Source organism: bacterium (genome assembly GCA_016702305.1).
GTDB lineage: Bacteria > Electryoneota > RPQS01 > RPQS01 > RPQS01 > JABWCQ01.
Map to the genome: position 1 here is coordinate 115,848 of JADJEH010000001.1, position 25,407 is coordinate 141,254.

A 25,407-nucleotide genomic window follows, 5' to 3' on the forward strand; every position below is an offset into this window, starting at 1 on the left:
GCTTAACGTCCCGCCAGCAGATTCACCGGCTGCTTGCCCATCCGCTGCAAATACGAGATCAGGGCCACCATCTCCTTGTCTTCAAGGCCGATAATGCCTTCCGCCTCCAACCGCTTGCCGATCTCGGCAGACTGCTTCTTCATGGCCGCCTGAGCGCCGGCAATGTCATCCTTCGTGTAGGGCACGCCAACGACCGCCAATGCGCCCATCTTGGCTTCGGTATTCGACGTGTTGAGCGCATTCTCAGCCAGCCACGTATACGGCGGCATGATCGAACCCGGTGACGTCGAGCGCGGATCCATGAAGTGCAGATAGTGCCAATGATCCGGATACTTTCCGCCCACCCGCGCGAGGTCCGGGCCGATGCGCCGCGATCCCCACTGGAACGGATGATCGTATTCAAACTCGCCCGGCTTCGAGTACTCACCGTACCGCAAAATCTCATCGCGCAGCGGCCGAATCATCTGCGAATGGCAGTTGTAACAGCCCTCGCGGACGTAGATGTCACGGCCCTCCATTTCCAACGGCGTGAGCGGAATCGCCGCGCTCGCGTGCACCGGTACATAGCTCTTGGGCATCAGCAGCGGCCCGATCTCAACGATGCCGCCGATCGTGATAAACACAACCACAATCATCGAAAACGCAAACGGCTGGCCTTCCAGAAGATGGTGCCACGAGTTCGCGCCCTGATAGACCGTCGGCTTCCAGGTGGACTGCGCGGGTGCCGTCGCCTGTTCGTCTTCAGGCGCCGGAGCCCGTTTCACCGTCAGCCACACGTTGTAGCACATCAACAGCGCGCCGCTCAAATACATCAGACCGCCCAGCACGCGAGTATGGTAGAACGGAAGAATGCGCTGCGTCGTCTCGACGAAATTCGGATACTGCAACAAACCGTCCGCGTCAAACGCCCGCCACATCAAACCCTGCATGATTCCCGCGGTCCAGATCGGCACGATATAAAGCAAGATTCCGATCGTCGCAATCCAGAAGTGCGTCGTCGCCAGACTCTTTGAATAAAGTTCGGTCTTCCACAGCTTCGGAACAAGGTAGTAAAACATGCCGAATACCATGAAACCTACCCAGCCCAATGCGCCGCCATGCACGTGCGCCACCGTGTAGTCCGTGTAGTGCGTCAGCGAGTTGATCGCCTTGATGGACATCATCGGGCCTTCAAACGTGGACATGCCGTAGAACGTAACCGACAGCACGAAGAACTTGAGAATGGGGTCCTGCCGCACTTTGTTCCACGCCCCGCGCAGCGTCAGCAAGCCGTTCAGCATGCCGCCCCACGACGGCGCGATTAGCATAATGCTGAAGACCGCGCCCAGCGTCTGCGCCCAATCCGGCAGCGCCGTGTAATGCAGATGGTGCGGTCCCGCCCAAATGTATAGAAAAACCAGCGCCCAAAAGTGGATGATCGAAAGACGGTAGCTGTAGACCGGACGATTCGCGGCCTTGGGCAGGAAGTAATACATCATGCCGAGAAACGGCGTCGTCAACAAAAAGCCCACCGCGTTATGACCGTACCACCATTGCACCAACGCGTCCTGCACACCCGCGAAAACCGAATAACTCTTCAAAAATGTCGCCGGAATCGCCAGACTGTTCACGATGTGCAGCATCGCAATCGTCGCCACCGTCGCGATGTAAAACCAGATGCCCACGTACAGATGCTTCTCACGGCGCTTAATGATCGTGCCGAAGAAATTGATCGCGAACACCACCCACACCAAGGCTATCAGAATGTCTATCGGCCATTCCAGCTCCGCGTATTCCTTCGACGTACTGATGCCTAACGGCAGTGTCACCGCCGCCAGCACAATGATAATCTGCCAGCCCCAAAAATGTATTCGGGACAGCGTGTCGTTGAACATGCGCGTCTTCAAGAGTCGCTGCATCGAGTAATAGACGCCTGCAAATACCGCGTTGCCCGCAAACGCGAATATCACCGCGTTCGTATGCAGCGGCCGCAAACGACCGAACGTTAGAAACGACGTCCCAAAATTGAGCTGCCAGAACGCCAACTGCCCCGCCACGATCACGCCCACAAGCATGCCAACTACGCCCCACAGCAGCGTCACGATGACAAACTTTCGGACGATATCGTAGTCGTACCGATAGGTTTCCATGGACATACGGTTACTTCCCGTCTTTATGTGAATCCAATTTCTGATCGTCAAGAAGGATACGGTGCGCCGGGCTTTCAAGGTCATCAAACTGACCGCCGCGCACCGCCCATAAGTAAAAGCCCACGAACGCCAGGATAAACACCACGGCCAGGGCCATCAACAAGTACAACACGTTCACGGCTTCGAGCCCCGGACGGCCAGCGTCAACACCGTGACCGACGACAAGGGCATCAGCAGAGCCGCCCATAACGGCGAAATCAGGCCGGCCATCGCCAAACTCGCCCCCAAAGCGTTATAGGCCACGGCGATCACCACGTTGCGGCGGATCGTGCGCATCGTGTTATGCGACAATGACACCAATTCCGCAAACGCCAACGGACCGCGCCGGGAAACAAACACGTCCGCCGCGCTGCGCGCCACGTCCGCCGCGTCGGCCGCCGATACGCCAATCGTCGCACGCGACAGCGCCGCCGCGTCGTTCACACCGTCGCCGAACATCGCCGTGCGTGTGCCCGACTGCTCAAGTTCCACCGTGCGCGCTAATTTCTCTTCCGGCGTCACTTCGCCGCGCGCATGCAAAATCCCCAGCGCCGCCGCCACCCGCGCCACTTCGATCGAGCGGTCGCCGCTTAACAACTCAATTTCAATCCCCGTATTGCTCAACGCTGTCACCGCCCGCCGGGCGTCCGGCGATATCGGATCGGCCACGGTCAGCACCGCTGCAAGCACTCCATTCCGGGCCGCGAAAACATTCGCCTGAATATCCCGTGCCCAGTCTGCATCGAGACACTCACACTCCCGCAGGAAGCGCCGCGATCCGATCACCAACTTGTCTCCTGCCACGGTGCCGGCAATACCCTGCGCGTGCACCGTAACGTCCCGCACGTCAAGCGGCAAGGCATCCGTGCGTCTCAGCGCCTGACCGACCGGATGCACGGAATAGCTTTCCAGAGCGGCGATCAGCGCCAAAACATTCTCACGCTCGTCGGTTCGACAGTCCGGCGCAAACACGGCCTCAACAAGTTCCATCTTGCCCGAGGTCAGCGTTCCCGTCTTGTCCAGCAACGCATGCCGCACCGTTGCCGCACGTTCAATCGCTTCCGCGGACTTGATAAATATTCCCCGTTTCGCCGCGCGACCCATCGCCACCGATAGCGCCACGGGCGTCGCCAGTCCTAAAGCGCAGGGACAGGTCACCACCAGCAGCGCTGCCACGTTCCACAGCGCTCGCGTCGGGTCAAGCTGCCACCAGAGCACCAATGTCGCCAGCGCCAGCAGCAGGACCGTCGCCACAAAATATCCCGCGATGCGATCATGCAAGCGAACGATCTGCGCCCGCGCACTGGCCGCCTGCCGCACCATCTCCGCTAATTTAGACAGCCGCGTGAACGCTCCCACCGCCGTCGTCTGGACGCGCAGCGGCATCGAGACAATCTGCGAACCCGCGTAGACCGGATTGCCCGGCTCTTTCAGAACGGCATCCGCTTCGCCGGTCAGGTGCGCCTCCGTCACCCAACCGTTTTGCAAAGCCACACCGTCCACCGTGATAAGATCACCCGGCAGAAAGAGCAGCGTATCCCCGCTCTCCACGGCGGCTAACGCAACCTCCTCAATCTTGCCGTTCGTCTCGCGGCGCACCGTCTGCGGCGCCTGTTCCATCAACGTCTCCGCGGCATCCGCCGCCCGCGACGACGCCCGACTGAGCAGCATCCGGCCAACCAACAGCAGAAAGATCAAGACCGATAAACTGTCGTAGTAGACTTCGCCGCGGTTTTGCACCGTCGCCACGACGCTGACCGTCATGGCCGCGATGATCCCGAGGCTGATCGGCAAATCCATGTGCAGCATGCGTGCTCGCAGCCCTGCCACCGCGCCACGATAAAACGGCATCGCCGAATACAATACCGCGGGCAGCGCCAGTCCGAAGCTCACCCAGCGGAATAACGTAGCCAGATTCTCTTCAATGCCTGTGAACTCACCGGCATAGAGCGCCGCCGCCAGCAGCATGATGTTCCCAGCCACCGCGCCCGCCACGCCCATCCGCAGGAGCAGACTCCGCGTCTCCTTCTTGCGCGCCTGCGCGACCGTGTCTTCCGAAAGCGGATGCGGAGTATAGCCGAAGCTATCCAGCGACTGCGCCAGCGTACTGAGCTTCACCTGCACTGGATCGAATACGATCTCGACGACACTGCGGCCTAAATCCAATTGCGCGTACGCCGCTCCGCCGCGCTCAAGCAGAACTTTCTCCACAAGCCACGAACAGGCCGCGCAATGCACTCCCTCGAGGTAGAAACGCAGCGCCACCCGCCCTTCAGGCCGCGCCTGGCTGTATCGTATCAAAAACTCGGGGTCGTCAAAGAAGCCAAAACTCTTGCCGGTAACCCTGGCCGGACCGCGCTTCCCCGCGCCCAACTCCTCCCGCAAAGCATAGTAATCATCAAGATCACTATCGTGCAGAATCGCGTACACCGCCTCGCAGCCCGCGCAGCAAAACACGGCCGACGCACCCGTCCGTCGAGCCGGCGGGACGGCGAGTCCGCAGTGCGCGCAGCCGGGTTCAAGACTGGTGCTAAGGGATGCTTGCGTGGCGGTGCGGGACAAGGGAGAGGAGTTCGAGAGGCGTGGTTTTTGGAGTGCTATGTAAAATGTTCTGCTCAACCTAACTTTGCCCGTTTCATCAAAGGCAAAGTTGACAAACTCAGTCCATTTCTAACATGTTGTTTTGGGGTCTCACTCAAGCACTATCGCTATGCACAATCGAACACAGTAGTTACAAGGAGCAACGCCGCCATATCATCTTTATCATAATGCTTCATTGCCGCAAATGCAACCCCGCGCGTGCTTACCGTTCGCGTGATCCTGTACCCCCAAAAAACACACGAGCCGGGTGGTCACCCGGCTCGTGCGTTCAATCAACAACTACGTCTACGGCATGGCCGAGCGCACTCGCAGCCGCAGCACCTGCTCAAATGCTGTACCGTCCGGCACAACGCACATCGTGTCCGTGGTCGTAAGCACTGTCTGCCAGACATCGGCACTTATCTCGCGTTCCACCACGAAGCTCAATCCGTCGGTTTGACATAACCGTGCCAAATCTCCGCCATGCGACCACGTCAACGCCATACCCCCGCTGTCGTGAACACACACCGCCAAATCAAGCGGCTGCCATAAATTCTGTCCGTGCGCAGTATGGAACGCTCCGATTTCCGCAAGCGACAGGTCCGGGTCGCACGCGAGCGTCGGATCCGCCGCATCCAGGCATGGCGAATTCTCACTCAAATGAAAATTCTCGCCCCCCAGATCCGCATAGAGCGGATCCCGATACAGATTCAGCCGATGGTCTACCGCTTCATCCAGGTGATTGGTCGAATCCACGACGTTCAGACCCGTCGGCCCTTGATTGCGGTCGCCATTTGCATATTCAAAGTCCCGTGTGTCGTTCCCGAACATATTGCAATACGACACATCCGCGGTCCCGCTATTGCGGAAGTAGAACGCCGTTCCATTGTGCGTAATCTGCGACGAGTTTACGGCCGCCCGCGAGTCACCCACATAAAAAGCTGCTCCGTACGGTGCGTCGTTCTGCACGAGCGTGCACCGCTCAAATCGGCTCGAATCATTCGTCAAGATCGCCGCACCGCCGCCCACCCCCGCTTGATTACCGTGCAGAACTACCCGGTTGAACTCCAGTCCACCTCGCTCGATGAAAATCGCGCCGCCATTCACACTGCCGAAATTGCTGCGCATCTCGATTTCCCCCAGCGCACCCGAGCTCGATTGCGCGAAGATCGCCCCGCCTGACTGAGCACTGTTGTAACTCAGGTTCCCCAAGGCGGCCGTCACCGTCGAATTCAACACCAACAGCGCGCCGCCCTCTTCCACCGCTGTGTTCTCCTGCATGCGGCAGTCCGCGATCGTAATCTGCGAATTGCGGGCGTGTACTGCGCCACCCGCCGTGGCGCTATTGCCGACAGCATATATTCCCAGCAACGTCAGCGTCCCGCCTTCTACCGACAACGCACCGCCTAAATTGGCGCTGCAATTGATTAGCGAACACTCGCGCAGCGTCAATTGCTGGCCGGGCTCAACCCGCGCCGCACCGCCAACGCTCGCCGAACAATCAAAGAACTCACAATTATTTAACGTCGGAGCGCCGGCCGCCACGCGCAAGGCGCCGCCCGTGCCGCCCGCCGAACAGCGCTCAAACCTACAGCTATTCAATTCCGGCGCGCAACCCCCAAAGAAACCCGCCGCGCCGCCGCTCGTGTCCGTGCCCAACACCGCCGCATTCAAGATCATCGCATGATTCACGCGCGACGCCGAAGCTGCCGGTCCGTAAAACCGCACGCCGCGCCAATGCAGCCGGTCTTCTTCATCCTCTGAATGCAGCGTCACCGGCTGCAATGGGTTTCCGGCAACGAACAGCTCACCGTAGACGAGAATGCCGTAAGGCCCCATGAACCGCAATTCAGTCCCGGCGCTGATCTCCCACCGTGAACCGAACGGCACGATCAAATTCCCAAAAACCCGATAGCTTCCCGATGCCAGCACTCCCGATTGTGAGCCCCATAAGCCGCTGCCCTGCCCGTTCTGCATCGCCTCGACGCAGCCCATGTCCGGCAACGAACCGCTCGGCTCCGGCCGCGAAGAGCCCGGAAGATCGCTCACCGCCGCAGTCAATGCTCCCGCATTGACCGCCGGGCTTGCACCCCCATCCGTCCGTAGCGCATACGGCTCCGCACCTGTCCCCACGAATCCCGGTTCGCCGAATACATTGCCATAGCCGTCGCACGTTTGACCGTTAGCATTAGTAGATGTCAACTGCCCAAATCCGTCCGCAATCACCCCGGCATACTCCGGTATGCCCGGCTGATAGAACAGCGAGTTGCGCAATATCCACGGCAGCGGCGTTGCCACCAAACCCGATCCCGTCGGCGCGCCGCCGTTACCAGTTTCAAAATCAGCATTCGCGACAATCGAATTCAGCAGAGTCCCCTGCGAATTCTCCGCATACAGGACATGCCCGGCCCCGGCATAGTTGTCCACGATTGTGCAATGCTCCACCAGCGGCGTGGCATCTCCCACATACAGCGCTCCGCCGCGCGAACGCGACTGATTGTCCGTGATCAGGCAATTGAGTATGTGCGGCAGTCCCTCAAACAAATACAGGCCCCCACCCAAACTGTCCGCCAAATTGCGCTCTACGCGGCACCGCTCCACGTCCGGCGATGACAACCGCAGCGAAATGCCGCCGCCAAACAGCTCCGCATGGTTATCGCTGATCCGGCAATTGCTCATATCAACGTCGCATGAATACGCGCTGATGCCGCCGCCCAGCGAATCGGTGGTATTTCCGGCAATGGTACAGTCCACGAAGCGTGGATTACTCTCGATCGCGCCGACCCCGCCGCCGCTGCCTGCCGACTGGTTGTTCTCGATCAAGCAGCGGGTGAACACAGGCTCGCATTGTAATCTGCAGAACACTCCGCCGCCCGATCCGCCTGTCGAATTTCCCCGAATGACACAGTCTGTCAACGTCGCCCGCGAGAACCGGCTGATTTTGACGCCGCCGCCGCGATCCGCCGCAAAGTTGTTCTCAAACAGACAGCGCGTGAATGTCGCGTTGGAACCATTGCGGTAGCAGTGGATACCCCCGCCGTCGTCCGCCGACCGATTGCCCACGAATTGACAGTCTGTAAACCGCGGCGCAGCTTCCCAGCAATACGCGCCGCCGCCATCACGAAGCAGCGTGACATTATGGGCGATGCGGCAAGAGTCCAATGTAACCGCCGCTAAACTGTCATAAAAATAAAGTCCGCCGCCTTGCGAGGCGATCGAGGTGTTCCCTTCAAAAACACAACGGCGGAAGCTGGCCTGGCCTGAGGCCATCACTGCTCCGCCGCTGTTGAAACACGAGTTGTCGCGAAACTCGCAATCAATATAAGTCGGTGCGCCGCCCCGCGAGTGAATTGCGCCCGCTTCCTTACCCGATGTATTCCGCTCAAATTCGCAGCGCTCAAACCGCGATAGCGTCGAACCGTTTACAAACGCCGCGCCGCCATCTTTATCCGCCTGATTGCGAAAAAAACGACAGTCCGTGCAAATAGCACCCGTACCGCCCGTAACGAATAGCGCGCCGCCGTTCAGCGTCGCCCGGTTGTTCTCAAAAAGGCAATGTTCAAACGTCACGACCGAGGCGCTGCCCAGAAACACGCCGCCGCCCGTGCTGTCGCTCGAACTTGTCAACCGTGCCACGCCATCTTCGATCCGACAATAGCGAAATTGCGTGCTGTCAGCACCAATGAGCCGCAGACCCTTCCAGCCAGCTACGTTACCGCGCTCAGCGCGAAACACGATTGAGTCCGTCTCCGTACCCAAGGCGAGCAGATGCCCGTTCACCGTAAATTTATGGTGCCCCGAAAATTCCACAATAACGCCGGCCTCGACGACCAGGCTGCTACCATTGGGCACGGTGATACTACCCGTCTGGATCACATACGGACTGCCCGCCTGCGTCCACGTGCCGGACACGTTGCCCGGCACCACGAGCGTTCGCCCGTAGCCCGGGATGGCCAGCGCCAACCACAAAACCGCGATTCCTCGGAGTCCCAACGCGCAAAAAATTCGCAAACTTCGTCCTCATCCGTACTTAGTCACGTAAACAGGCCCGCAAACGCGGGCGGAATCGCGGCTTGTCATCGTTGCCACATCTATAGGAAATATACTTGCCCGACACCGCATGAGTCAAGGAGTTTCAACCAAATTGTGAACTTTGAGTCAGTTTCAGACCCATCGCTCCAATATCGTTGCCGTCTGTGAAACTCGACAACTTCGAAACCTCTAATCTTAATATAAACAACTCGCAACCGTCAACAGACGAAAGCCGCTCGGGCCGGCCTGCCCGATGCCTCTTGCCCAATCTCTTGCACGGCAACTCGCCCCCACAAAAAAACCGGCCAAGGGCCGGTTGATCCACGCGAACTCCGTGACGCAAGCCTCGCCCGACTGGCTGCTACCCTCCGCGCAGCACCGTCCGCAAATGCGCTTGCAGGACAATCCCCAGAACCACATAGCTGGCCGTCAAAATCCACGGCGCCGCAATCAGCCCCAGCATGGACACCAGCACGATATTCGCAATCACATTCAGGACCACGATCAGCACGATCCACGGAATAGCATATCGCGGTTGGCCCAGACCTACCAGAATGTTCGCCCCCGTGCTGAATAACGGTTCCAACAGCGCCGCCGGCAACAAGAACAGCACGAACGGAATCGCATCCGCGTACTTCTGCCCCAAAAGCATCGGGATCACCGGATCAGCATAGAGCCACAGGGCCACCGTCGCCGGTACGCCGACCGCCCACACGCCCATCAGGGCAACCTTGAGTTTCCCAGCCAGTTTCGGTAGATTGCCCTCCGCCGCCAACCGCGCCGCCATCGGATACAACAGGAAATTCATCGCCTGCGACATCAACGCGAACAGGCGCAGAAATGTCTTTGCCGCAATGTAGGGAGCCAACAACGCCGGATTAAGCACCGCGCCGAGAATCAGCAGATCTCCCTGCTGAAAGTAGATATCCCCGATCGCCAGCATGCCCGTCCACTTGCCGTAGCTTGTAGCCTGCCGATAGTCGCTGACGATGAACGTCGGTTTGAGAACAACCGGATAGCAAATGATGCCCGCCAGCGACGACAGCACGATCGCCCCCGTGTTCACCATCAGCGCCGTCTCAGCGTCATTCAGCAATCCCCGTTGGGCCAGCACGATGAAGCCCAGCAGACTTCCCATGAAGTAGCAGGCTTCGATGACAAACACCCGCCGCAGCTTGGACTCGGCCTGGCCCAACGCCATCGCCAAGTCGCGCGGCACCAGAATCAAGAGCGAAAAACAGGTCAACGCCGTTTCCATCGGTGACAAGCCCAAGGCCGGCAGGATCACCACACCCGCCGCGATGCCGAGTAAGGTCGTCAACAACGAGAGCCCGACGATTGCTCCCAGCACCGCCTGACCGGCACCTGACGCCCAACGCTGCACCAGCGTCAACGCCCATAGGCCGCGAGTGCACATGGCCGCCACATTCAAAAAGGCCCAGGCCACTCCATACGACCCGTATTCCTCCACCGGCAGCGCCCGCAGCAATACAAAGATGACCCCCAACCCATAGATGGCCGGGAGCCCCTTGATCGCCAAGGCCCATCCGGCGCGCACTAACGCCCCCGGGCCGCCTGCCTGGTGCACGAACCTCTTCACGTCCCTCGGATTTCCTCTGAAAAAGCCCAATTTAGCAACATTCCGCCGAACTTGATAGTCCGCCGGGAATCATTTCGGCGGCTTTGTGCGTTAATATGGGGTAACACTAACCGGATTATTCTCTTGTTCCTCCGCTTACTCTTCTGTCTTGCTCTTCTGGCCACGCAAGCCCTCGCGCAACGTCCCAACTTCTCCATCACCGGCACCGTCACCGATTCCCTGACTCGGGAACCCCTCGAGTATGCCACCGTCATGCTCCACCGCGCCGCCGATTCTACCCAAGTCACCGGAATCGCCTCCGACCGCCATGGTGGCTTCCAGCTCGATAGCCTGCGCCCCGGCGACTACTTCGCACGGGTCAGCTTCTTAGGCTACGATCTCAAACCCATCACCGGCATCAAACTTTCGCGCGAACGTCAGCATGTGGACCTGGGCAATATCGCTCTCGCGCCGACAGGTCTGGTCGCTGACGAAGTCAACATCACCGGCGAACGACTGTCCGTCGAATACCACGTCGAAAAGAAAGTCATCAACGTCGCCAAACAAAACATTGCTCCGACCGGGACGGCAGCCGATATCCTGGCCCAAGCTCCGTCGGTCTCGGTGGATATCGAAGGCAACGTCAAACTGCGCGGCAGTTCCAACTTCACCGTGATGATTGACGGTCGCCCGTCAATTCTCGAAGCCAATGATGCGCTCCAGCAGATCCCGTCCGGAACGATTGACAAGATCGAGATCATTACCAATCCCTCCGCCCGCTTCAGCGCCGAAGGCACGGCTGGGATCATCAATATCATCCCGCTCAACCGCTCCGCCATGACCTCCGGTTTGATCAATGCGCGGACCACTATTGATGAGCGGCGCGGCCTCGACTTCACCTTCACGCGTCCCGTCGGAAAAGTCGGTCTGACCGTCGGCGGTAACGTCGGCATTGGCCGCGATCCCGGCGAGTCGCGTTCCGAAACCCGCACGACTTTCGAGGGCACGACGGCAACCGTGAACACCAACGGCTCATCCACGGGCAAGCGCGACAACATGGGTCTCCGCGCCGAAGTGGACGCGCCGCTCAGCCGCCGCGCCGGTCTGGTCGTCGGCGCGCGCTTCGGCACGCATAACTTCGGACGCGACGCCGCTCTGGAGCACACCGAGTTTAGTTCCGTGGACCCCACTGCCCTGAATTCCACCACCAAGAGCGGCTTCGACCGCAAGATGCAGCACATGCACGGATTCGCCGCTTTCAAACAACGCTTCCCGCAGGAAGGACGGCAGTGGTCCGCCGAAGTCAACATCGGCCATCGCGGTGGGGAAGAGGAGAATCGAACCGAACAGTTTGACTCCGCCGATCGTCTCATCAACGGCGTCATCGCCCAAGAAGATGATCCGGGCGGACGCATCGAGGTCAAAACCGATTACGTCCATCCCTTCAGTCAGCAGCGCAAGATAGAAACCGGTCTCTCATCACAATACAGCGCCGCCAAAGACGATAATCGCTCACTCGAGTTCGACACGACCACCGTCAGCTACACAAGCAGCGGGCAATACGACACGGACACAGACTTCCGCCGCAGCCTGCACGCGGGCTACGGGATGTACGCCGACAAACTTTCGTCTATCGAGTACCAGATTGGTCTGCGCACCGAATATCTTAGCCGCTCGATTGACGAAAATAACTCGCATCAGACGTTCGCGATTGACCGACTCGATCTCTTTCCGTCCCTGCACACGGCCATGTCCCTCGGCGGAGCCAAACAGTTGACGGGCGGCTACACCCGCCGCGTCGAGCATTCCCGCCCGTGGTACCTTGAACCGTTCCTGACCTGGGATAACGCCTACAGCGTGCGTCAGGGAAACCCTGATCTCTTACCCGAGTTCACCGACTCCTATGAGTTCGGCTACCAGACGGAACTGTTTGGTCAATTCACCTCCGCTGAAGCGTTCTACCGGGTCAAACACCATCACGTCGAGCAGCTCCGCACCGTGTACTCCGAAAATGTCACGCTCACTACGCCCGAAAACGTCGGACGGCAATTCTCCCTCGGTACGGAACTGCGCACCGATGTCACCGTGCGCAAAGGCTGGTCGCTGAATCTCTCCGGCAACCTCTATGAACAGCGCCTGAAAGGCAGTGCCGCCGGCCGCAGCTTTGATGAAAGCAGTCTCACTTGGGATGCCAAACTTAACAACATCACGGCGCTCGCCAAATCCACGCGCATTCAGCTCGATCTGAATTTGAATGGACCGACCGTAACGTCCCAAGGTGATACCGAGCCCTTCGTCACGGCCAACGCCGCGATCAGGCAGGAATTCTGGAATCGCTCGCTCAACATCGCCCTGCAAGTGCGCGACATCTTCGCCTCCGCCAAACGCGAGTCCACGTCCATGTCCCCCGGCTACTACAACTACGAATATCTCAAACAGGACGCGCCCGTCGTCACCCTGAGCGTAAGCTACGTTTTCAACAACTTCAAGAAGCAAAACGGCCGCAACGAAGACGGCGGCGACGACTTCTAAACTCGCACGCCCTGTACTCGAGCAAAAAATAAACGGGTTAGCTTCAACAGCTAACCCGTTTCGCATTTCTCGAAAGAATGCGTATCACACGATGTGAATCCCCGCATCGGTCAGCAGGCTCATCGCCCATTCCGATTGCGCTTCGTCTGTCAACAGGATCTTTACGGTCACATTGCCGTCGTTGGTCATGCGCTCCACGCCTTCAATTCCGACGCGTGCTTCCGCCAAGACGCGCGCCGCACTGGCGAAAACCTGCACATTGTTTCCGCAATCCAGCCACAGCTCGCGGCCGTGCGACTTGCGGTCTTCCACCGGTGCCGGAGCAACGGGTTCCTCGACAGCATAAGACTCGTCCGGCGACCAGGTCGGTTCATAGACCATTTCGTCTTGTTCCGCAACCAACACCTCCACTGCTTCCTCATGCAGGGCAACCGGCGCACTCACCGGCGGCTCGTAGGCAGGCAGCGGCTCGGGCATCGGCACCGGCGCGGGCTTGATGATCTCCGCCACCGGCTCGGGCGCCTGCACTTCGGCGGCGGGCGCCTGCGCTGTCATCGCCAGCGGCTTGGTCTCCTGCAAACAACTGCGCGTGCGAGCGAGCAGTTCGCGGACCATGTCGAGATTCGGCGTGGTCTCGCTCTCGCCAATATTCTGCTCCAACTGCTCCAACGTCTGCCACACATTGTTCAGCATTCCAAGCACGCGTTCAACCGACGGCTTGCCCGTGACGGCTTCCGCGGTCGGTGCGCTGGCGATCTCCGGCATCGTCCGCAGCTCGCCTACCTGCCGCATGAGCTGCGACATACTGTTGCCGAGCTTGTCCGTTTCAATCTCTTGCCGCAGCATCTGCAAGTAGCCCTGGTAGGCGTCCAGCGCGCTTAACACATCCGTCTTGCACACCGTCACTTCTTCAACCCACTCCGCCTGCTCACGGCGTGACATGCCGCCCAAGTATTCGAGCATCGCCGTGCTCAACAAAGCGGCCCGCGCGTCCAGCACGTCCGAACTTTCACACCAGAATCGCACCACCGGCAACATTGCCAATCGCGGCATGTACGCCACGTCCGCCAACCGCCGGTCATGCTGCTGCGGGCTGTACGCCGACACCTCCGCGCCCAGTGAGCGCAGGACCTCATGCAGCAGCGAGAACGGCTGCAAGTCCTCAATACTCGACGGCGTTAATCCCACCAGACGCTGACCGTACAGATCTTCAACGCACGTACTGGCAGGCTTATATTGATCCAGCAATCCGGTGAAGCCGATGCTCACGTAATGTACGTCGTCGCGATTGAATTCGCGAATCAGACGCAGCGCTTCCGATACCGGACGACCAAACTCGCAGATCGTCGTACCCTGTTCGCAGCCGCTGATCGTCTCACGCAGATTCCATATCTGTGAAGCATTGTGCCGCGCGATCAACACAAGATCGGCGCGCCGCAAGCCTTCAAACAGGTTATCCGTCATCGTGTTGACGGTCGCGATGCCCTGCAGTTCCGGATACTTCATCTCCGAACTGACAATCGCGATCTCGCATTGCGGGAAGCGCTTCTGCATTCCCATGGCCAGCCGTGCGCTCCACCCGTCCGGGGCGACCAAGCAGACTCGTTTGAATCCTGACATGTATAGCGTCCTTCCGCTAAGGCGTACATAGATTTCTTAACCGCTTCGCAAATTGCAAAGCCTGTACCGCCGCCAAAGCGCTCGCCCATTTCGTCTAAACCCCCGTATTTCGGCTCCGTTTGGACGGAATCGGCACCCCGAAAGAGTGGGGCAGGGCACTTTCTTCCGTCCGCCCGCGCCAACTTTGGCCCCGCCTGCCTCATGAACTTATCCAAAATAAAACGGGCTAGCCGCGCTGGCTAACCCGTTTCCTTGCCCCAATTCCATCCCGTTACGCCGTTGCACCCGCCTGTTTGTGGCCGCCGGCCATCCACTTCCGTGTTAACAGCAAGCCTAACGGTGACGCCAGCGCGATCAGTCCGTAAACCGTCCACAGCATCCCGCTATTCTGTGCGCCGTGCTCGGGTATGAACGCCTCAAGCATTAGGCCGGAATAGAATCCGGTGGTGAACTTCGCCAGAAACCACGGAATCCCCGCCAATCCCATATAGGCCCCCACGCGACCAGCCGGCGCCAACTCCGCCACGTACTCGAAAAAGCGGCTCGACCAGATCGCCTCACCCATCGAGAACACGAGAATATACAAAATCAACAGCGTCACATCCGGCGCGGGCGAGAGAATGAATGTTGAAGCCGCCGAGATCACCGTCCCGACCACCATCATCGAGATAATATTCACCTTGCGCGTCAGCGCCGCCACCAGCGGCACGGCAATCGTGATAATCAACGGATTGAGCGCCTGAAACCACTCGTAGCGCGAGCCCACGGACTCCGGGAAACAGCGCATGATATAGTGCGGCATCGTCAGCCATTGGTGCGCGAACATCGTCCGCACCGGCAGCAGCACAAAGATGAACGCCATGAACCGCGCGTCGAGAATCGGCAGCGCTTTGATCTTCTGCCCGAGCGATACCTGTTCCGCCGGAACAGGAGCCACCTCAACGACCCGATCGCGATCCTCGACCTTCTTCGTGAACAACAGCAGGATGGCCAGCAGCACAACGCCATTGACCGCCGCCATTGTCCAAAACACCGCCTCGATGCCGCCGTGTTCGCGAATGTAGGGCGACATGAAGCTCTCGATCATGATCCCGAAATTCATGATCGCGTAGACCAAACTGTAGCTGATTGCCGAGGTGCGCGGATCCGAAAACTCCTTCGCGCCCGCATACAGCGTCGGCTGCAGGACGCCTGTGCCCAGGGCCATCAGCGCCAAACTCGACCACAGCAAAACACCCGTCGCGTCAAACAGCGGACTCGACGTCAGAAAAACGCGCCCGATCAGCAGCAGCAAGAGCGACACCATCAGCGCCTTGCGCACGCCGAGCCGGTCCGACAAAAAACCGCCGAAAAACATGAACAGCGTCACCGCGCCCGTAAAAAACGAAACTGCGATGCCTGTGTAATGATCGGTCAGACCGAGCTGATCATGAATGAACAGCGTCAGTAGATTGAGAATGCCAAAATAGGCGATGCCGTCGCCGAAATTGACCAGATTGACCAGCCAGTAGGCGCGCGAAGCCCCGAACATGATCCGGGCGCTCTCGCGCAGCGTGAGATTTTGATCGGCGGAGTGGGAGGGTGAGGTCACGGGTGATAACGTGCGGTTGGAGTGAGGTACGTCATATCAAAGTGCATAACACGTTCAAGTTACGCTAACATTTCGAAATCGTCAAGCGCCGGTCTCCTTGCCCCTTGACGGGCGGTATTTCGTTCGGGTCTGGGCGGCAAACTTAGCCGCTGTCCAATCCGCCGCGGCCGGTACCTCGGCGGACCCACCTGCGCGCAGGCGGTAATCCAGTCAGCCTTTTCAGAGTTCCTGACCTCCTAATCGCAAACTTGCGCATCCGGTGCGCCGCCGCCGATCCCGACGTTGCCAAACCAATACATGACCAAGAGCTTGGCATAAGGATTGTTTACTTGGCCAAAACGGTCGGAAATGAGCAGATTCCTGTCACAAGTTCTTCAATTGATTGTGCTCGCCCATCGCTCCGATCCGTCACGCGAGCCGCACCATGTCCGGGGGGGACCGGTAGCGCAATCTCGTAATCAAATTGCAACAACATAGAGTGTGAGTCCGGGTATGAATCCGCTAATCCTTGGTTTCCCCGCCCGCCCGCTGCGAATTCAGCACAATGGCCCCCGCACGGCCGTCCTGCCACTCGCCAGCCTCATCTTCATTTTGATGTGCTCGCCGCTGCTCGCCGACACCACGCAGGTTGATCCTGTTGACCTGTCGGCCCTGTCGTTGGAAGAGCTGATGAACATCGAGATTACCTCCGTTTCCAAAAAAGCCGAACCCATATCGAGTGCCGCCGCCGCCGTATTCGTGCTCACCGCCGACGACATCCAGCGCTCCGGTTTCAACAGCATTCCCGAATTGCTGCGACTCGTCCCTGGACTTCAGGTCGCTAAAATTGACCTCAGCGACTGGGCCATCTCGGCCCGCGGCTACGCCGGACAGTTTGCCAGCAAGCTATTGGTCATGGTGGACGGTCGCAGCGTCTATTCACCCTGCTTTTCCGGTGTCTTCTGGGATCAGCTTAGCATGCCGCTCGAAGACATCGCGCGCATCGAGGTCATCCGAGGCCCCGGTGCCACCATGGGAGCCAATGCCGTAAACGGTGTCATCAACATCATTACCAAGGACGCCCGGCAAACGCAGGGAGGCGTCGTCAACGCCGCTGCCGGCAATAACGAAAAAATCTCCGGTAGCGCCCGCTACGGAGGTAAGCTCAGCGACCGCACATTCTACCGAGCATACCTCAGCGGCTTTGATCGCTCGCAGGACGGTGAAGCCACTCTTACGGGCCGCGATGACTATTGGAACGACCTGCGCATCGGCCTTCGCTTGGACCATGACTTCTCGCCCCGCACCCAATTGTTGCTCGAGGGCAACTGGTACGACCTGAATACCCGGCACGAAGTCAACGCGCCCGAACTCACCGCACCGTACTACTCCTACCCCGAAATGGACGCGTACTACCGCGGAGTGTATTCCATTGCCCGCCTGAAACGGCAACTCAGTCCAACTTCCGACGCCACGCTGCAAGCCTATATGGACGTAACCGACGGCAAAACGCTCTTCTATACCGAAGAGCGCAGCACGATAGACGTTGAGTTCAAGCACAGCCTGCAACCGTTGCCGCGCAACACCTTCGTATGGGGACTTGGGTATCGTAATAGCCAGGACTTTCTGCCCGGCCTCACGGACCCCGAGCGTTTCACGCTCGAACTCTTCAATGCCTTTGGACAGAATGAATGGAATGTCATTCCGGGCCGACTTCGCCTGATCGCAGGCTCCAAGTTCGAGCACAACACCTATACGAAGTGGGAAATACAGCCCAGCGTGCGTACTGTTTGGAGCCCCCACACAAACCACACGATCTGGGCCTCAGCTTCCCGCGCCGTCCGAACTCCGTCCCGCGGTGAACGTTCGGCCTCGATCGGACTGGTCACCATTCCACCCATGTCCGCGCTGAACCCGTCGCCGCTCCCCATTCTGAGCGCCGTAACGGGCAGCGATGATTTTACGTCCGAAAAATTGAACGCCTATGAAATTGGCTGGCGCTCACACCTGAACAGGATCACCAACGCTTCGGTAGACGTTTTCTACAACGACTACGCCGACTTCCGCTCAGCCACCTATGGCGCACCCATCCCGATGCTGACCGAACCGGTGCCGTACATGCTGCTGCCCGTCGTCCTGAACAATGCCAGTGAAAACAGCAGCTATGGTTGTGAAACTGCGGCGGAATTCCGACTCGACAGATTTTGGCGGCTCATCGCGTCCTACAGCTACCTGCATCAGCAGGAAGGCGCAAGTCAACAGCAGACTGCCCTCGGCACCGAATTCATCTACCCCAAGCATCAGGCCGTGCTGCGAAACTCCTTTGACATCGGTCGTCACGTGCGGCTCGACGCCGACGCACGATATGTCAGCAAGCTCACAAACTCCGAAATCGGCGAATATTACACCGCCGACGTTCGCATCGGATATCTACCCGTCGAGTCCGTCGAGGTCTTCCTCGTTGGCCAGAATCTGTTCGAAGAATACCATCAGGAGTTTGGGACGCCGATCGCCTTTCAGTCGCTGCCCGCGCAGATTGAGCGCACCGTCTACATCGGAACACGCTGGAACTTCTAAACCCTTCAGACGGAATCTCGTTTCGAATCTAACGTGACGACTGCAATCTCACATAGCCGCGCGCACACGACCTTGCGGCTAACAATGCCCATAACGGCGCTCTGGCTGGCGCTGCTCTGGCTCGCGCCCGCGCGCGCCGCCGACGACGGACCGACCGAGTACCAGATCAAAGCCGCGTTCCTGTTCAACTTCGCCAACTTCACGACCTGGCCGGATAGCACGTTTTACGACGGCACAGCGCCGTTCGTGATCGCCATTCTCGGTGACGACCCGTTTAACGGCGCGCTCGATCCGGTCCAAGGAAAAGTCATCACCAGCGGACGCACCATCCGCATCGAACGGGCCCAAACGCTCGCCGATCTCACCCGCTATCACATGCTGTTCGTATGCGAATCTGAACGCAACTCGCTTTCTGAAATCATCGCCGCCCAGCAAGGCCGCGCCGTCCTCACGCTAAGCGATGACAAAGGAGCATGTGACCACGGAGCCATGATCGGCTTCTTCAACGAGAATAACAAGATTCGCTTTAACGTCAATCTGAGAGCCGTCGAGGCATCCCTCCTGCGCGTGGACCCGCGCGTCCTGAAACTGGGACGCATCATTGCCGGAGGCGATCAATGACCTCCGCTGTCCCGCGCAAGAAACCGATAAAGAACCTTCGCCGCTGGCTCATCAACATGTCGATCCAGCGCAAGATCACGCTGATCATCGTCGCCGTCACGCTGATTGCCGTCGCCTTGACCACTGCGTCCTTTATGGTCTATGATAACATAGTCGCCAAAAAGCAGCTCGCCGTACGCATGACGACCTTGGCGGACATGATCGGTGACAACTGCCTGGCCGCGTTGACGTTTATGGACCCCGATGACGCGGAACGCACGCTCAAATCGCTGGACGCTGACGCCAATATCGAAGAAGCTGCCGTCTGGGACGCGCAAAACAACCTGTTCGCGCTCTATCAGCGCAACAAAGGCGCGCGCGTGCCGATACTTGGCCTCGACGGCCACTACTTCACCAAAACCCATCTGACCGTCACCCGTACGCTGCAATTCAGCGGCGGAAACGTCGGCCGCATCATGATTCGCTCGAATCTCCAGCATCTGGTCTCGCGCCAACGTCAGTATAGTGCCATCGCCTTCCTACTCGCCATGCTGTCACTCGGTATCGCCACGCTACTCGCGGCAAAGTACCAGCGAATCATCTCGAACCCGATTGTCTCGCTTGCCGAAGTCGCGCGCGGTGTTACAGAAAGCCGCGACTATTCCGTGCGCGCGCATCGTCTCGGCAATGATGAAGTGGGACTCCTCATCGAGTCTTTCAACAACATGCTGTCCGAAATCCAGCGCCGCGATAGCGACCTGCTCCCGCGCGCAGGTCGCCCTCCAGGAACGCGCCGTTGAACTCCAACTCGAACTGACTGAACGGCAGCGCGCCGAACAGGAAGCCGCCCGCATGCAGGCCTTCCTGCAAAATGTTATTGATTCGATGCCCTCCGTGCTCGTGTCCGTGGACACTCGATATCGCGTAACCCAATGGAATCTCCGCGCCGAACAGGTCACGGGCGTCAGCCGCGAAGCCGCACTCGGGCAGAACGTCTCCAATGTGTTCCCCGATCTGTGATGAGTCCTGCAATTCCATTGAGAGTGCCATCGCCACACGCCAGCCGCAGAAGCGCGAACGCGTCCCCATGCCCCTTGGCGACGACGGTCGCGTGGTGGACGTCACGATCTATCCGCTCGTCACCACCAGCGTGCAAGGCGTCGTGCTCCGCGTGGACGACATCACCGACCGCGTGCGCATGGAAGAACTGATGACGCAGACCGAGAAAATGATGTCAGTCGGAGGCCTGGCCGCCGGCATGGCGCACGAAATTAATAACCCGCTTGGCATTATACTGCAAAGCGCGCAGAACATCAAACGCCGCACATCGGGTGACGTCGCCAAGAACCACGAAGTAGCCCGCCGAGTGAACATCAGCCTCGATGTGCTCGCTCAATATATGGAAGAGCGCGGCATCTTCGAGTTCCTGAAAGATATTGACGACGCCGGCAAACGCGCCGCCGCGATCGTGAGCAATATGCTCAACTTCAGTCGCCGAACCGAATCGGAACGATCGAGTGCGAAGATCGAAGACCTGCTCGATACGTCGGTTCAACTCGCCGCAAATGACTACGATCTCAAAAGAAATACGATTTCCGAACAATCGAAATCGTCCGCGACTACGGCGATGGTGTCCCGCCCGTGCCATGCATTGTCACCAAACTCGAGCAGGTGTTCCTGAACCTGCTCAAGAATGCCGCCCACGCGCTCGCCGAATTCCACGCCGGAGATCGGCCGCGCATCACCTTGCGCACGAGATTGCAGAAGAACAACGTCCGCATCGAAATTGAAGACAACGGACCGGGTATTCCTGAAGACGTGCGACGCCGCGTATTCGAGCCTTTCTTCACAACGAAAGAAGTCGGTACCGGCACGGGCCTCGGCCTGTCCGTTTCATTCTTCATCGTAGCCGACAACCACGGCGGTACAATCGAAGTCGAGTCCGAACCCGCTCAGGGTGCACGTTTCATCATAACGCTACCATTGAACCAAGCATGATCATCCACAGTGCGGAGTGTTACGCAGCATGAGCGAACTGCAAATCCCTTACGGCGGCGCACAACCTCAGAGAATCCTGACTATTGACGACGAACCTGGTGTTCGTCGCTCGCTCCGAGCCTATCTGGAAGACAGCGGCTTCGACGTGATTGAAGCCGGCAACGGCCGCGAAGGCATCGAAAAGATCCGCTCGGCCGCGCCCGACCTCGTGCTCTGCGATCTGCGCATGCCCGAAGTGGACGGCCTCGATGTTGTCCGGTTCGTCGGTGAAAATCTGCCGGAACTGCCAATCATTATCGTCTCCGGCACCGGAGTCATCGGAGACGCCGTCGAAGCCGTGCGCATGGGCGCCTGGGACTATGTGCTGAAACCTGTCGAAGACATGGCCGCCTTTGAGCACATCATCGTCCGGTCACTCGAACGCGCCGCTCTGCGCCGCGAAAACAGGCAATACAAAGAACACCTGATTGACGAAGTCCGCCGCCAGACAGCGGAAATCCGCGACCAAGCCGAACAGCTTGAGAGCATCAACTCCGCGCTCCGTAACGAAATCGCCGAACGTCAACGCGCTGAATTCAGTATTGCTGAGAGTGAACGCCGCTACCGCGAACTCGTCGAGAATTTGCAGGAAGGCCTCTGCACCGTCAACCCAAAGACGGAATTCACCTACTGCAACCCGGCCATGGGCCGGATATTCGAAATGCCGGCTGCCGAACTCGTGGGCCGCAGCGTCTACGACTTTCTCACCGAAGAAGGTCGCACACGCATGAAACAGCAGACGCGGGAACGCTCGCAAGGCCGTCACGGTCACTATGAACTTGAGATTGACACGCCCTCCGGTAATATCAAACATGTCATCGTGCGCTCACGTCCGCTGTACGACACCAATGGCGACTATTGCGGCGCCACGGCCATCGCCCAGGACATCACCGAGCAGAAAAAGCTCGAAAGTCATCTGCGACATGCTCAAAAGATGGAGACGGTCGGCACCTTGGCAGGAGGAATCGCTCACGACTTCAATAACATCCTGACGCCGATCCTCGGCTTCGCCGGAAATGGCCGTCGCCGATTGGGACGACAAGGTCAGTCGCCGAGAACATCGAGCAAATTGTCACTGCCGCACTCCGCGCTCGTGATCTTGTCAAACAGATTCTCGTCTTCAGCCGCCAGACTGAAAGCACGCGCGAACCAACCGAAATTCACCTGATTGTACGCGAAGCTGTTAAGCTGCTGCAGTCCACGCTCCCCGCCAACATTGAAGTGATCGAAGACGTGGACAAAAGCTCAGGACTCGTGATGGCCGATGCGACTCAAATCCACCAGCTCGTCATGAACCTCTGCACCAACGCCTACCACGCCATGGAGGATCACGGGGGAGAGCTCGAAGTCAGTTTGCAGCGCTGCGAAGTGGACCGCGACTTCGCGGAAGCCTATCCCAGCCTGAAACCCGGACCACATCTGCGGCTGACCGTCAGCGACACCGGCTGCGGCATGACGCGTGATCTGCTCGAGAAAGTATTTGAACCCTTCTTCACGACCAAGGGTGTGGGCAAGGGTACAGGTCTCGGCCTGTCGCTGGTTCATGGCATCGTCGCCGAACACTCCGGTCAGGTCACGGTGTATAGTGAGCCCGGCATCGGCACGACATTCCACATCTACTTGCCACAATTCACCGGCGGTGTTGCCTCGGTCGAAGAAACGTCTACCGCGCTGACCGGCGGGGCCGAACGCATCCTGTTTGTGGATGACGAAGCGCCAATCGTCAGAATGGCCGAAAAGGCCCTTCGCAAGATGGGCTACCACATCGTCACCTCTACCAGTAGCCCAGCAGCACTCGAATTGCTTGAATCCGATCCCACGGCATTTGATCTGCTCATCACAGACCTCAATATGCCACAGCTTAACGGACTCGCGCTGATCGAACGCGCTCAGGAAATCCGGCCTGATCTTCCCATCATCCTGGCCAGCGGTTTCAGCGAAAGAGTCACGCACGAGAATTGCGCCAAATATGGTATCCGCGAGTTCTTGATGAAACCGGTCATCGCCAAGGACCTGTCTTCCGCCATCCGCCGCGTCCTGGATTCTGAACCAAAACTCAGCTAACTGCACCGACACACACAGCCTCACTGAGCACAGTACCGTATCCCCGGCAGGGCCACGGTCTTCCCAACGAGAAAAGGTAAGTAGATGATTCTACTTACCTTTTCTCATGGTAGCGCGTACGGGATTCGAACCCGTGTTACCGGCGTGAGAGGCCAGCGTCCTAGACCCCTAGACGAACGCGCCGAAGGGAATCGCAAATATAAGATTTTACCAGCTATAAGTCAAGGCTGGGGTTTTGAATGCCCGCAGTCACGACCATATTGCGTCTTGCTGGCCGCCACCCGGCTATTTAGTTGATTTGCTCAACTGGGGCGATTTGTTTAGATTGTGTGAGCAAACCCACCACCAAGCCCCGCGCCCAGCGGCAACGAACCGGTTAACCCACCCACGGCAACCGCCAATTCCGGACTAAACACATGAGATTGGACAGAATCCTGCAAGCGCTGCTCCCCCACGATGAGCAGTTTTTCGCCTTGTTCGAAGAATCCGCGCACAACATCGTGCTGGCCTCCGAAACCCTGCTTCGCCTGCCCGGAGCCACCCCCGAAGAGCGCATTGACATTGTCGCCCGCATCAAGAGTCTTGAACACATGGGCGACTCTGTTACTCACCGCATCTTCTCGGAACTGAACGGCACGTTCGTTACGCCGATTGACCCCGAGGACATCCACGTGCTCGCCTCATCGCTCGATGACATCCTCGACAACATGGACGGCGGGGCTGGCAGGTTCGTCCTCTATAAGGTCAAGGTCTGTCCGCCCGAGATGCTGAAGCTCATCGAGTGCCTGAACGCGTCCGTCGTCGAACTCGAACGCGGCGTGCACCTCCTGCGGCGCATGAATAATCCAACCGAACTGCGCTCGGTCATTGAACGCGTCAATAACCTCTTCGAACAGGTCAGCGACCCCATCGAGGTCATCAAGCTCAAGGAGATCTTCGTGGCCTTCGAAACGGCCACCGACCGCTGCGAAGACGCCGCCAACGTGCTCGAGACCATCCTGATTAAACACGCGTGATGGTGAAATCATGACGATGCTCGTCATCACCATTATTCTCGTCGCGCTGGTCTTCGACTTCCTGAACGGATTCCACGACTCCGCGAATTCCATCGCGACCATCGTGTCAACGCGCGTCCTCACGCCCCGCAAAGCGGTACTGTGGGCGGCCTTCTTCAACCTCGTCGCCGCCTTCTTCTTTGATGTCCACGTCGCGAAGACCATTGGCAAGGGTCTGGTCGAACTCGCCGCCATCAATGAATACGTGATTCTCTCCGGTTTGCTCGGCGCCATTACGTGGAACTTGATTACCTGGTACTACGGCATTCCCTCAAGCTCGTCTCACGCGCTGATGGGTGGCTATGCAGGCGCCGCCATCGCCCACGCCGGATTCGATTCGATTATCTACTCGGGCTGGACTAAAACAGTCGTTTTCATCGCCGTCGCCCCGCTCATGGGCATGGTCATGGGGTTCTTGCTCATGGCGGTGGTCATGTGGCTCTTCCACAAACGGCGCGGCTCCAACGTTAATCGCGGATTCCGACGCATGCAGCTCGTCTCAGCCGCGGCCTACAGCATCGGACACGGCACCAACGACGCCCAGAAAACCATGGGCGTGATCACCGGGCTGCTGGTCACCGCCGGCGTGCTGTCGAGCTTTGAAGTCCCCTACTGGGTGATTCTCATGTCGCACTTCGCCATCGCCCTCGGCACGCTCTTCGGCGGCTGGCGCATTGTGAAGACGATGGGTACGAAAATCACCAAGCTGAAACCCTCCGGCGGCTTCTGTGCCGAAACGGCCGGTGCGATCACATTGCTCGTGACCGCCTTCTCAGGCATCGCCGTCAGCACCACGCACACGATCAGTGGTGCCATCATGGGTGTCGGCGCCACCCGCCGCGCGTCGGCTGTCCGCTGGGGACTCGCGGGCAACATCGTTATCGCCTGGATCTTGACCATCCCCGCCTCCGCTCTCGTCGGTGCGGTCGTCTCATTCATTATCGCGTTGTTCGTGTAACGCGCGGGACACATACCTGGAAACGCAAGAGCCGG

The 25,407-nt window shown here is 58.8% G+C and carries 18 protein-coding genes and 1 tRNA gene; 11 read left to right on the forward strand and 8 right to left on the reverse strand.

Features of this window, described 5'->3' with window-relative positions; translation table 11 throughout:
• Positions 1-2: 2 nt before the first annotated feature.
• The 5 genes from ccoN to IPH10_00435 form a co-directional block, all read right to left on the reverse strand.
• A complete protein-coding gene (ccoN, locus tag IPH10_00415) occupies positions 3-2,135 on the reverse strand; it encodes a cytochrome-c oxidase, cbb3-type subunit I (GenBank protein MBK6909392.1) in 2,133 nt (710 codons plus the stop codon).
• 4 nt (positions 2,136-2,139) lie between these two features.
• Complete coding sequence (ccoS, locus tag IPH10_00420; protein ID MBK6909393.1) at positions 2,140-2,307, reverse strand: cbb3-type cytochrome oxidase assembly protein CcoS; 168 nt, start codon at positions 2,305-2,307, stop codon at positions 2,140-2,142.
• A complete protein-coding gene (locus IPH10_00425; GenBank protein MBK6909394.1) occupies positions 2,304-4,730 on the reverse strand; it encodes a heavy metal translocating P-type ATPase in 2,427 nt (808 codons plus the stop codon). Before IPH10_00425 ends, ccoS begins: the two co-directional genes overlap by 4 nt.
• Positions 4,731-5,054: 324 nt before the next feature.
• Positions 5,055-8,759 carry a right-handed parallel beta-helix repeat-containing protein gene (locus tag IPH10_00430; GenBank protein MBK6909395.1) on the reverse strand — a complete coding sequence of 1,235 codons (3,705 nt, stop codon included), beginning with the start codon at positions 8,757-8,759 and terminating at the stop codon, positions 5,055-5,057.
• A 382-nt stretch (positions 8,760-9,141) separates the two neighbouring features.
• Entirely contained in the window at positions 9,142-10,380 is a 1,239-nt protein-coding gene (locus IPH10_00435) for a lipopolysaccharide biosynthesis protein (protein MBK6909396.1), read from the reverse strand.
• 123 nt (positions 10,381-10,503) lie between these two features.
• Between IPH10_00435 and IPH10_00440 the strand changes: the two genes are divergently transcribed.
• Complete coding sequence (locus tag IPH10_00440) at positions 10,504-12,891, forward strand: TonB-dependent receptor (GenBank protein MBK6909397.1); 2,388 nt, start codon at positions 10,504-10,506, stop codon at positions 12,889-12,891.
• Positions 12,892-12,975: 84 nt separating this feature from the next.
• Here the strand turns inward: IPH10_00440 and IPH10_00445 are convergent, their stop codons facing one another.
• Both IPH10_00445 and IPH10_00450 read right to left on the reverse strand, forming a co-directional pair.
• Positions 12,976-14,511 (reverse strand): prephenate dehydrogenase/arogenate dehydrogenase family protein, encoded by a 1,536-nt coding sequence (locus tag IPH10_00445; GenBank protein MBK6909398.1) that lies wholly within the window; start codon positions 14,509-14,511, stop codon positions 12,976-12,978.
• Between the two features lie 271 nt (positions 14,512-14,782).
• Complete coding sequence (locus IPH10_00450) at positions 14,783-16,102, reverse strand: MFS transporter (protein ID MBK6909399.1); 1,320 nt, start codon at positions 16,100-16,102, stop codon at positions 14,783-14,785.
• Between the two features lie 492 nt (positions 16,103-16,594).
• Between IPH10_00450 and IPH10_00455 the strand changes: the two genes are divergently transcribed.
• From IPH10_00455 to IPH10_00490, 8 genes are all read left to right on the forward strand, one after another.
• A complete protein-coding gene (locus IPH10_00455; GenBank protein MBK6909400.1) occupies positions 16,595-18,658 on the forward strand; it encodes a TonB-dependent receptor in 2,064 nt (687 codons plus the stop codon).
• 84 nt (positions 18,659-18,742) lie between these two features.
• Positions 18,743-19,279: a YfiR family protein gene (locus IPH10_00460; GenBank protein MBK6909401.1), complete on the forward strand. Its 537-nt coding sequence runs from the start codon at positions 18,743-18,745 to the stop codon at positions 19,277-19,279.
• Positions 19,276-20,058, forward strand: coding sequence for a HAMP domain-containing protein (locus IPH10_00465; GenBank protein MBK6909402.1), 783 nt, complete (start codon positions 19,276-19,278; stop codon positions 20,056-20,058). Before IPH10_00460 ends, IPH10_00465 begins: the two co-directional genes overlap by 4 nt.
• Before the next feature lie 52 nt (positions 20,059-20,110).
• Entirely contained in the window at positions 20,111-20,278 is a 168-nt protein-coding gene (locus IPH10_00470) for a PAS domain-containing protein (GenBank protein MBK6909403.1), read from the forward strand.
• Positions 20,259-20,939, forward strand: coding sequence for a hypothetical protein (locus tag IPH10_00475; GenBank protein MBK6909404.1), 681 nt, complete (start codon positions 20,259-20,261; stop codon positions 20,937-20,939). Before IPH10_00470 ends, IPH10_00475 begins: the two co-directional genes overlap by 20 nt.
• Positions 20,900-21,256, forward strand: coding sequence for a GHKL domain-containing protein (locus IPH10_00480; protein ID MBK6909405.1), 357 nt, complete (start codon positions 20,900-20,902; stop codon positions 21,254-21,256). The genes IPH10_00475 and IPH10_00480 overlap by 40 nt, the downstream gene beginning before the upstream one ends.
• Positions 21,257-21,284: 28 nt before the next feature.
• Positions 21,285-22,463 (forward strand): response regulator, encoded by a 1,179-nt coding sequence (locus IPH10_00485; protein ID MBK6909406.1) that lies wholly within the window; start codon positions 21,285-21,287, stop codon positions 22,461-22,463.
• An 89-nt stretch (positions 22,464-22,552) separates the two neighbouring features.
• Positions 22,553-23,359: a response regulator gene (locus tag IPH10_00490; protein ID MBK6909407.1), complete on the forward strand. Its 807-nt coding sequence runs from the start codon at positions 22,553-22,555 to the stop codon at positions 23,357-23,359.
• 107 nt (positions 23,360-23,466) lie between these two features.
• Here IPH10_00490 and IPH10_00495 read toward each other — a convergent pair.
• Positions 23,467-23,542 (reverse strand) — tRNA-Glu (locus IPH10_00495).
• A gap of 233 nt (positions 23,543-23,775) precedes the next feature.
• On the opposite strand from IPH10_00495, the gene IPH10_00500 reads away from it, so the two are divergent.
• Positions 23,776-24,375, forward strand: a complete 600-nt coding sequence (locus IPH10_00500) for a DUF47 family protein (GenBank protein ID MBK6909408.1) — start codon at positions 23,776-23,778, stop codon at positions 24,373-24,375.
• A 10-nt stretch (positions 24,376-24,385) separates the two neighbouring features.
• A complete protein-coding gene (locus IPH10_00505; protein ID MBK6909409.1) occupies positions 24,386-25,372 on the forward strand; it encodes an inorganic phosphate transporter in 987 nt (328 codons plus the stop codon).
• Positions 25,373-25,407: the final 35 nt, after the last annotated feature.

Excerpts from the sequence above, each read along its gene's own strand:
- ccoN (MBK6909392.1), bottom strand. The coding sequence starts at position 2,135 with ATGTCCATGGAAACCTATCGGTACGACTACGATATCGTCCGAAAGTTT.
- IPH10_00445 (MBK6909398.1), bottom strand. The coding sequence starts at position 14,511 with ATGTCAGGATTCAAACGAGTCTGCTTGGTCGCCCCGGACGGGTGGAGC.
- IPH10_00455 (MBK6909400.1), top strand. The coding sequence starts at position 16,595 with ATGAATCCGCTAATCCTTGGTTTCCCCGCCCGCCCGCTGCGAATTCAG.
- IPH10_00460 (MBK6909401.1), top strand. The coding sequence starts at position 18,743 with ATGCCCATAACGGCGCTCTGGCTGGCGCTGCTCTGGCTCGCGCCCGCG.
- IPH10_00465 (MBK6909402.1), top strand. The coding sequence starts at position 19,276 with ATGACCTCCGCTGTCCCGCGCAAGAAACCGATAAAGAACCTTCGCCGC.
- IPH10_00470 (MBK6909403.1), top strand. The coding sequence starts at position 20,111 with ATGCAGGCCTTCCTGCAAAATGTTATTGATTCGATGCCCTCCGTGCTC.
- IPH10_00475 (MBK6909404.1), top strand. The coding sequence starts at position 20,259 with ATGTGTTCCCCGATCTGTGATGAGTCCTGCAATTCCATTGAGAGTGCC.
- IPH10_00485 (MBK6909406.1), top strand. The coding sequence starts at position 21,285 with ATGAGCGAACTGCAAATCCCTTACGGCGGCGCACAACCTCAGAGAATC.
- IPH10_00490 (MBK6909407.1), top strand. The coding sequence starts at position 22,553 with ATGGCCGATGCGACTCAAATCCACCAGCTCGTCATGAACCTCTGCACC.
- IPH10_00500 (MBK6909408.1), top strand. The coding sequence starts at position 23,776 with ATGAGATTGGACAGAATCCTGCAAGCGCTGCTCCCCCACGATGAGCAG.
- IPH10_00505 (MBK6909409.1), top strand. The coding sequence starts at position 24,386 with ATGACGATGCTCGTCATCACCATTATTCTCGTCGCGCTGGTCTTCGAC.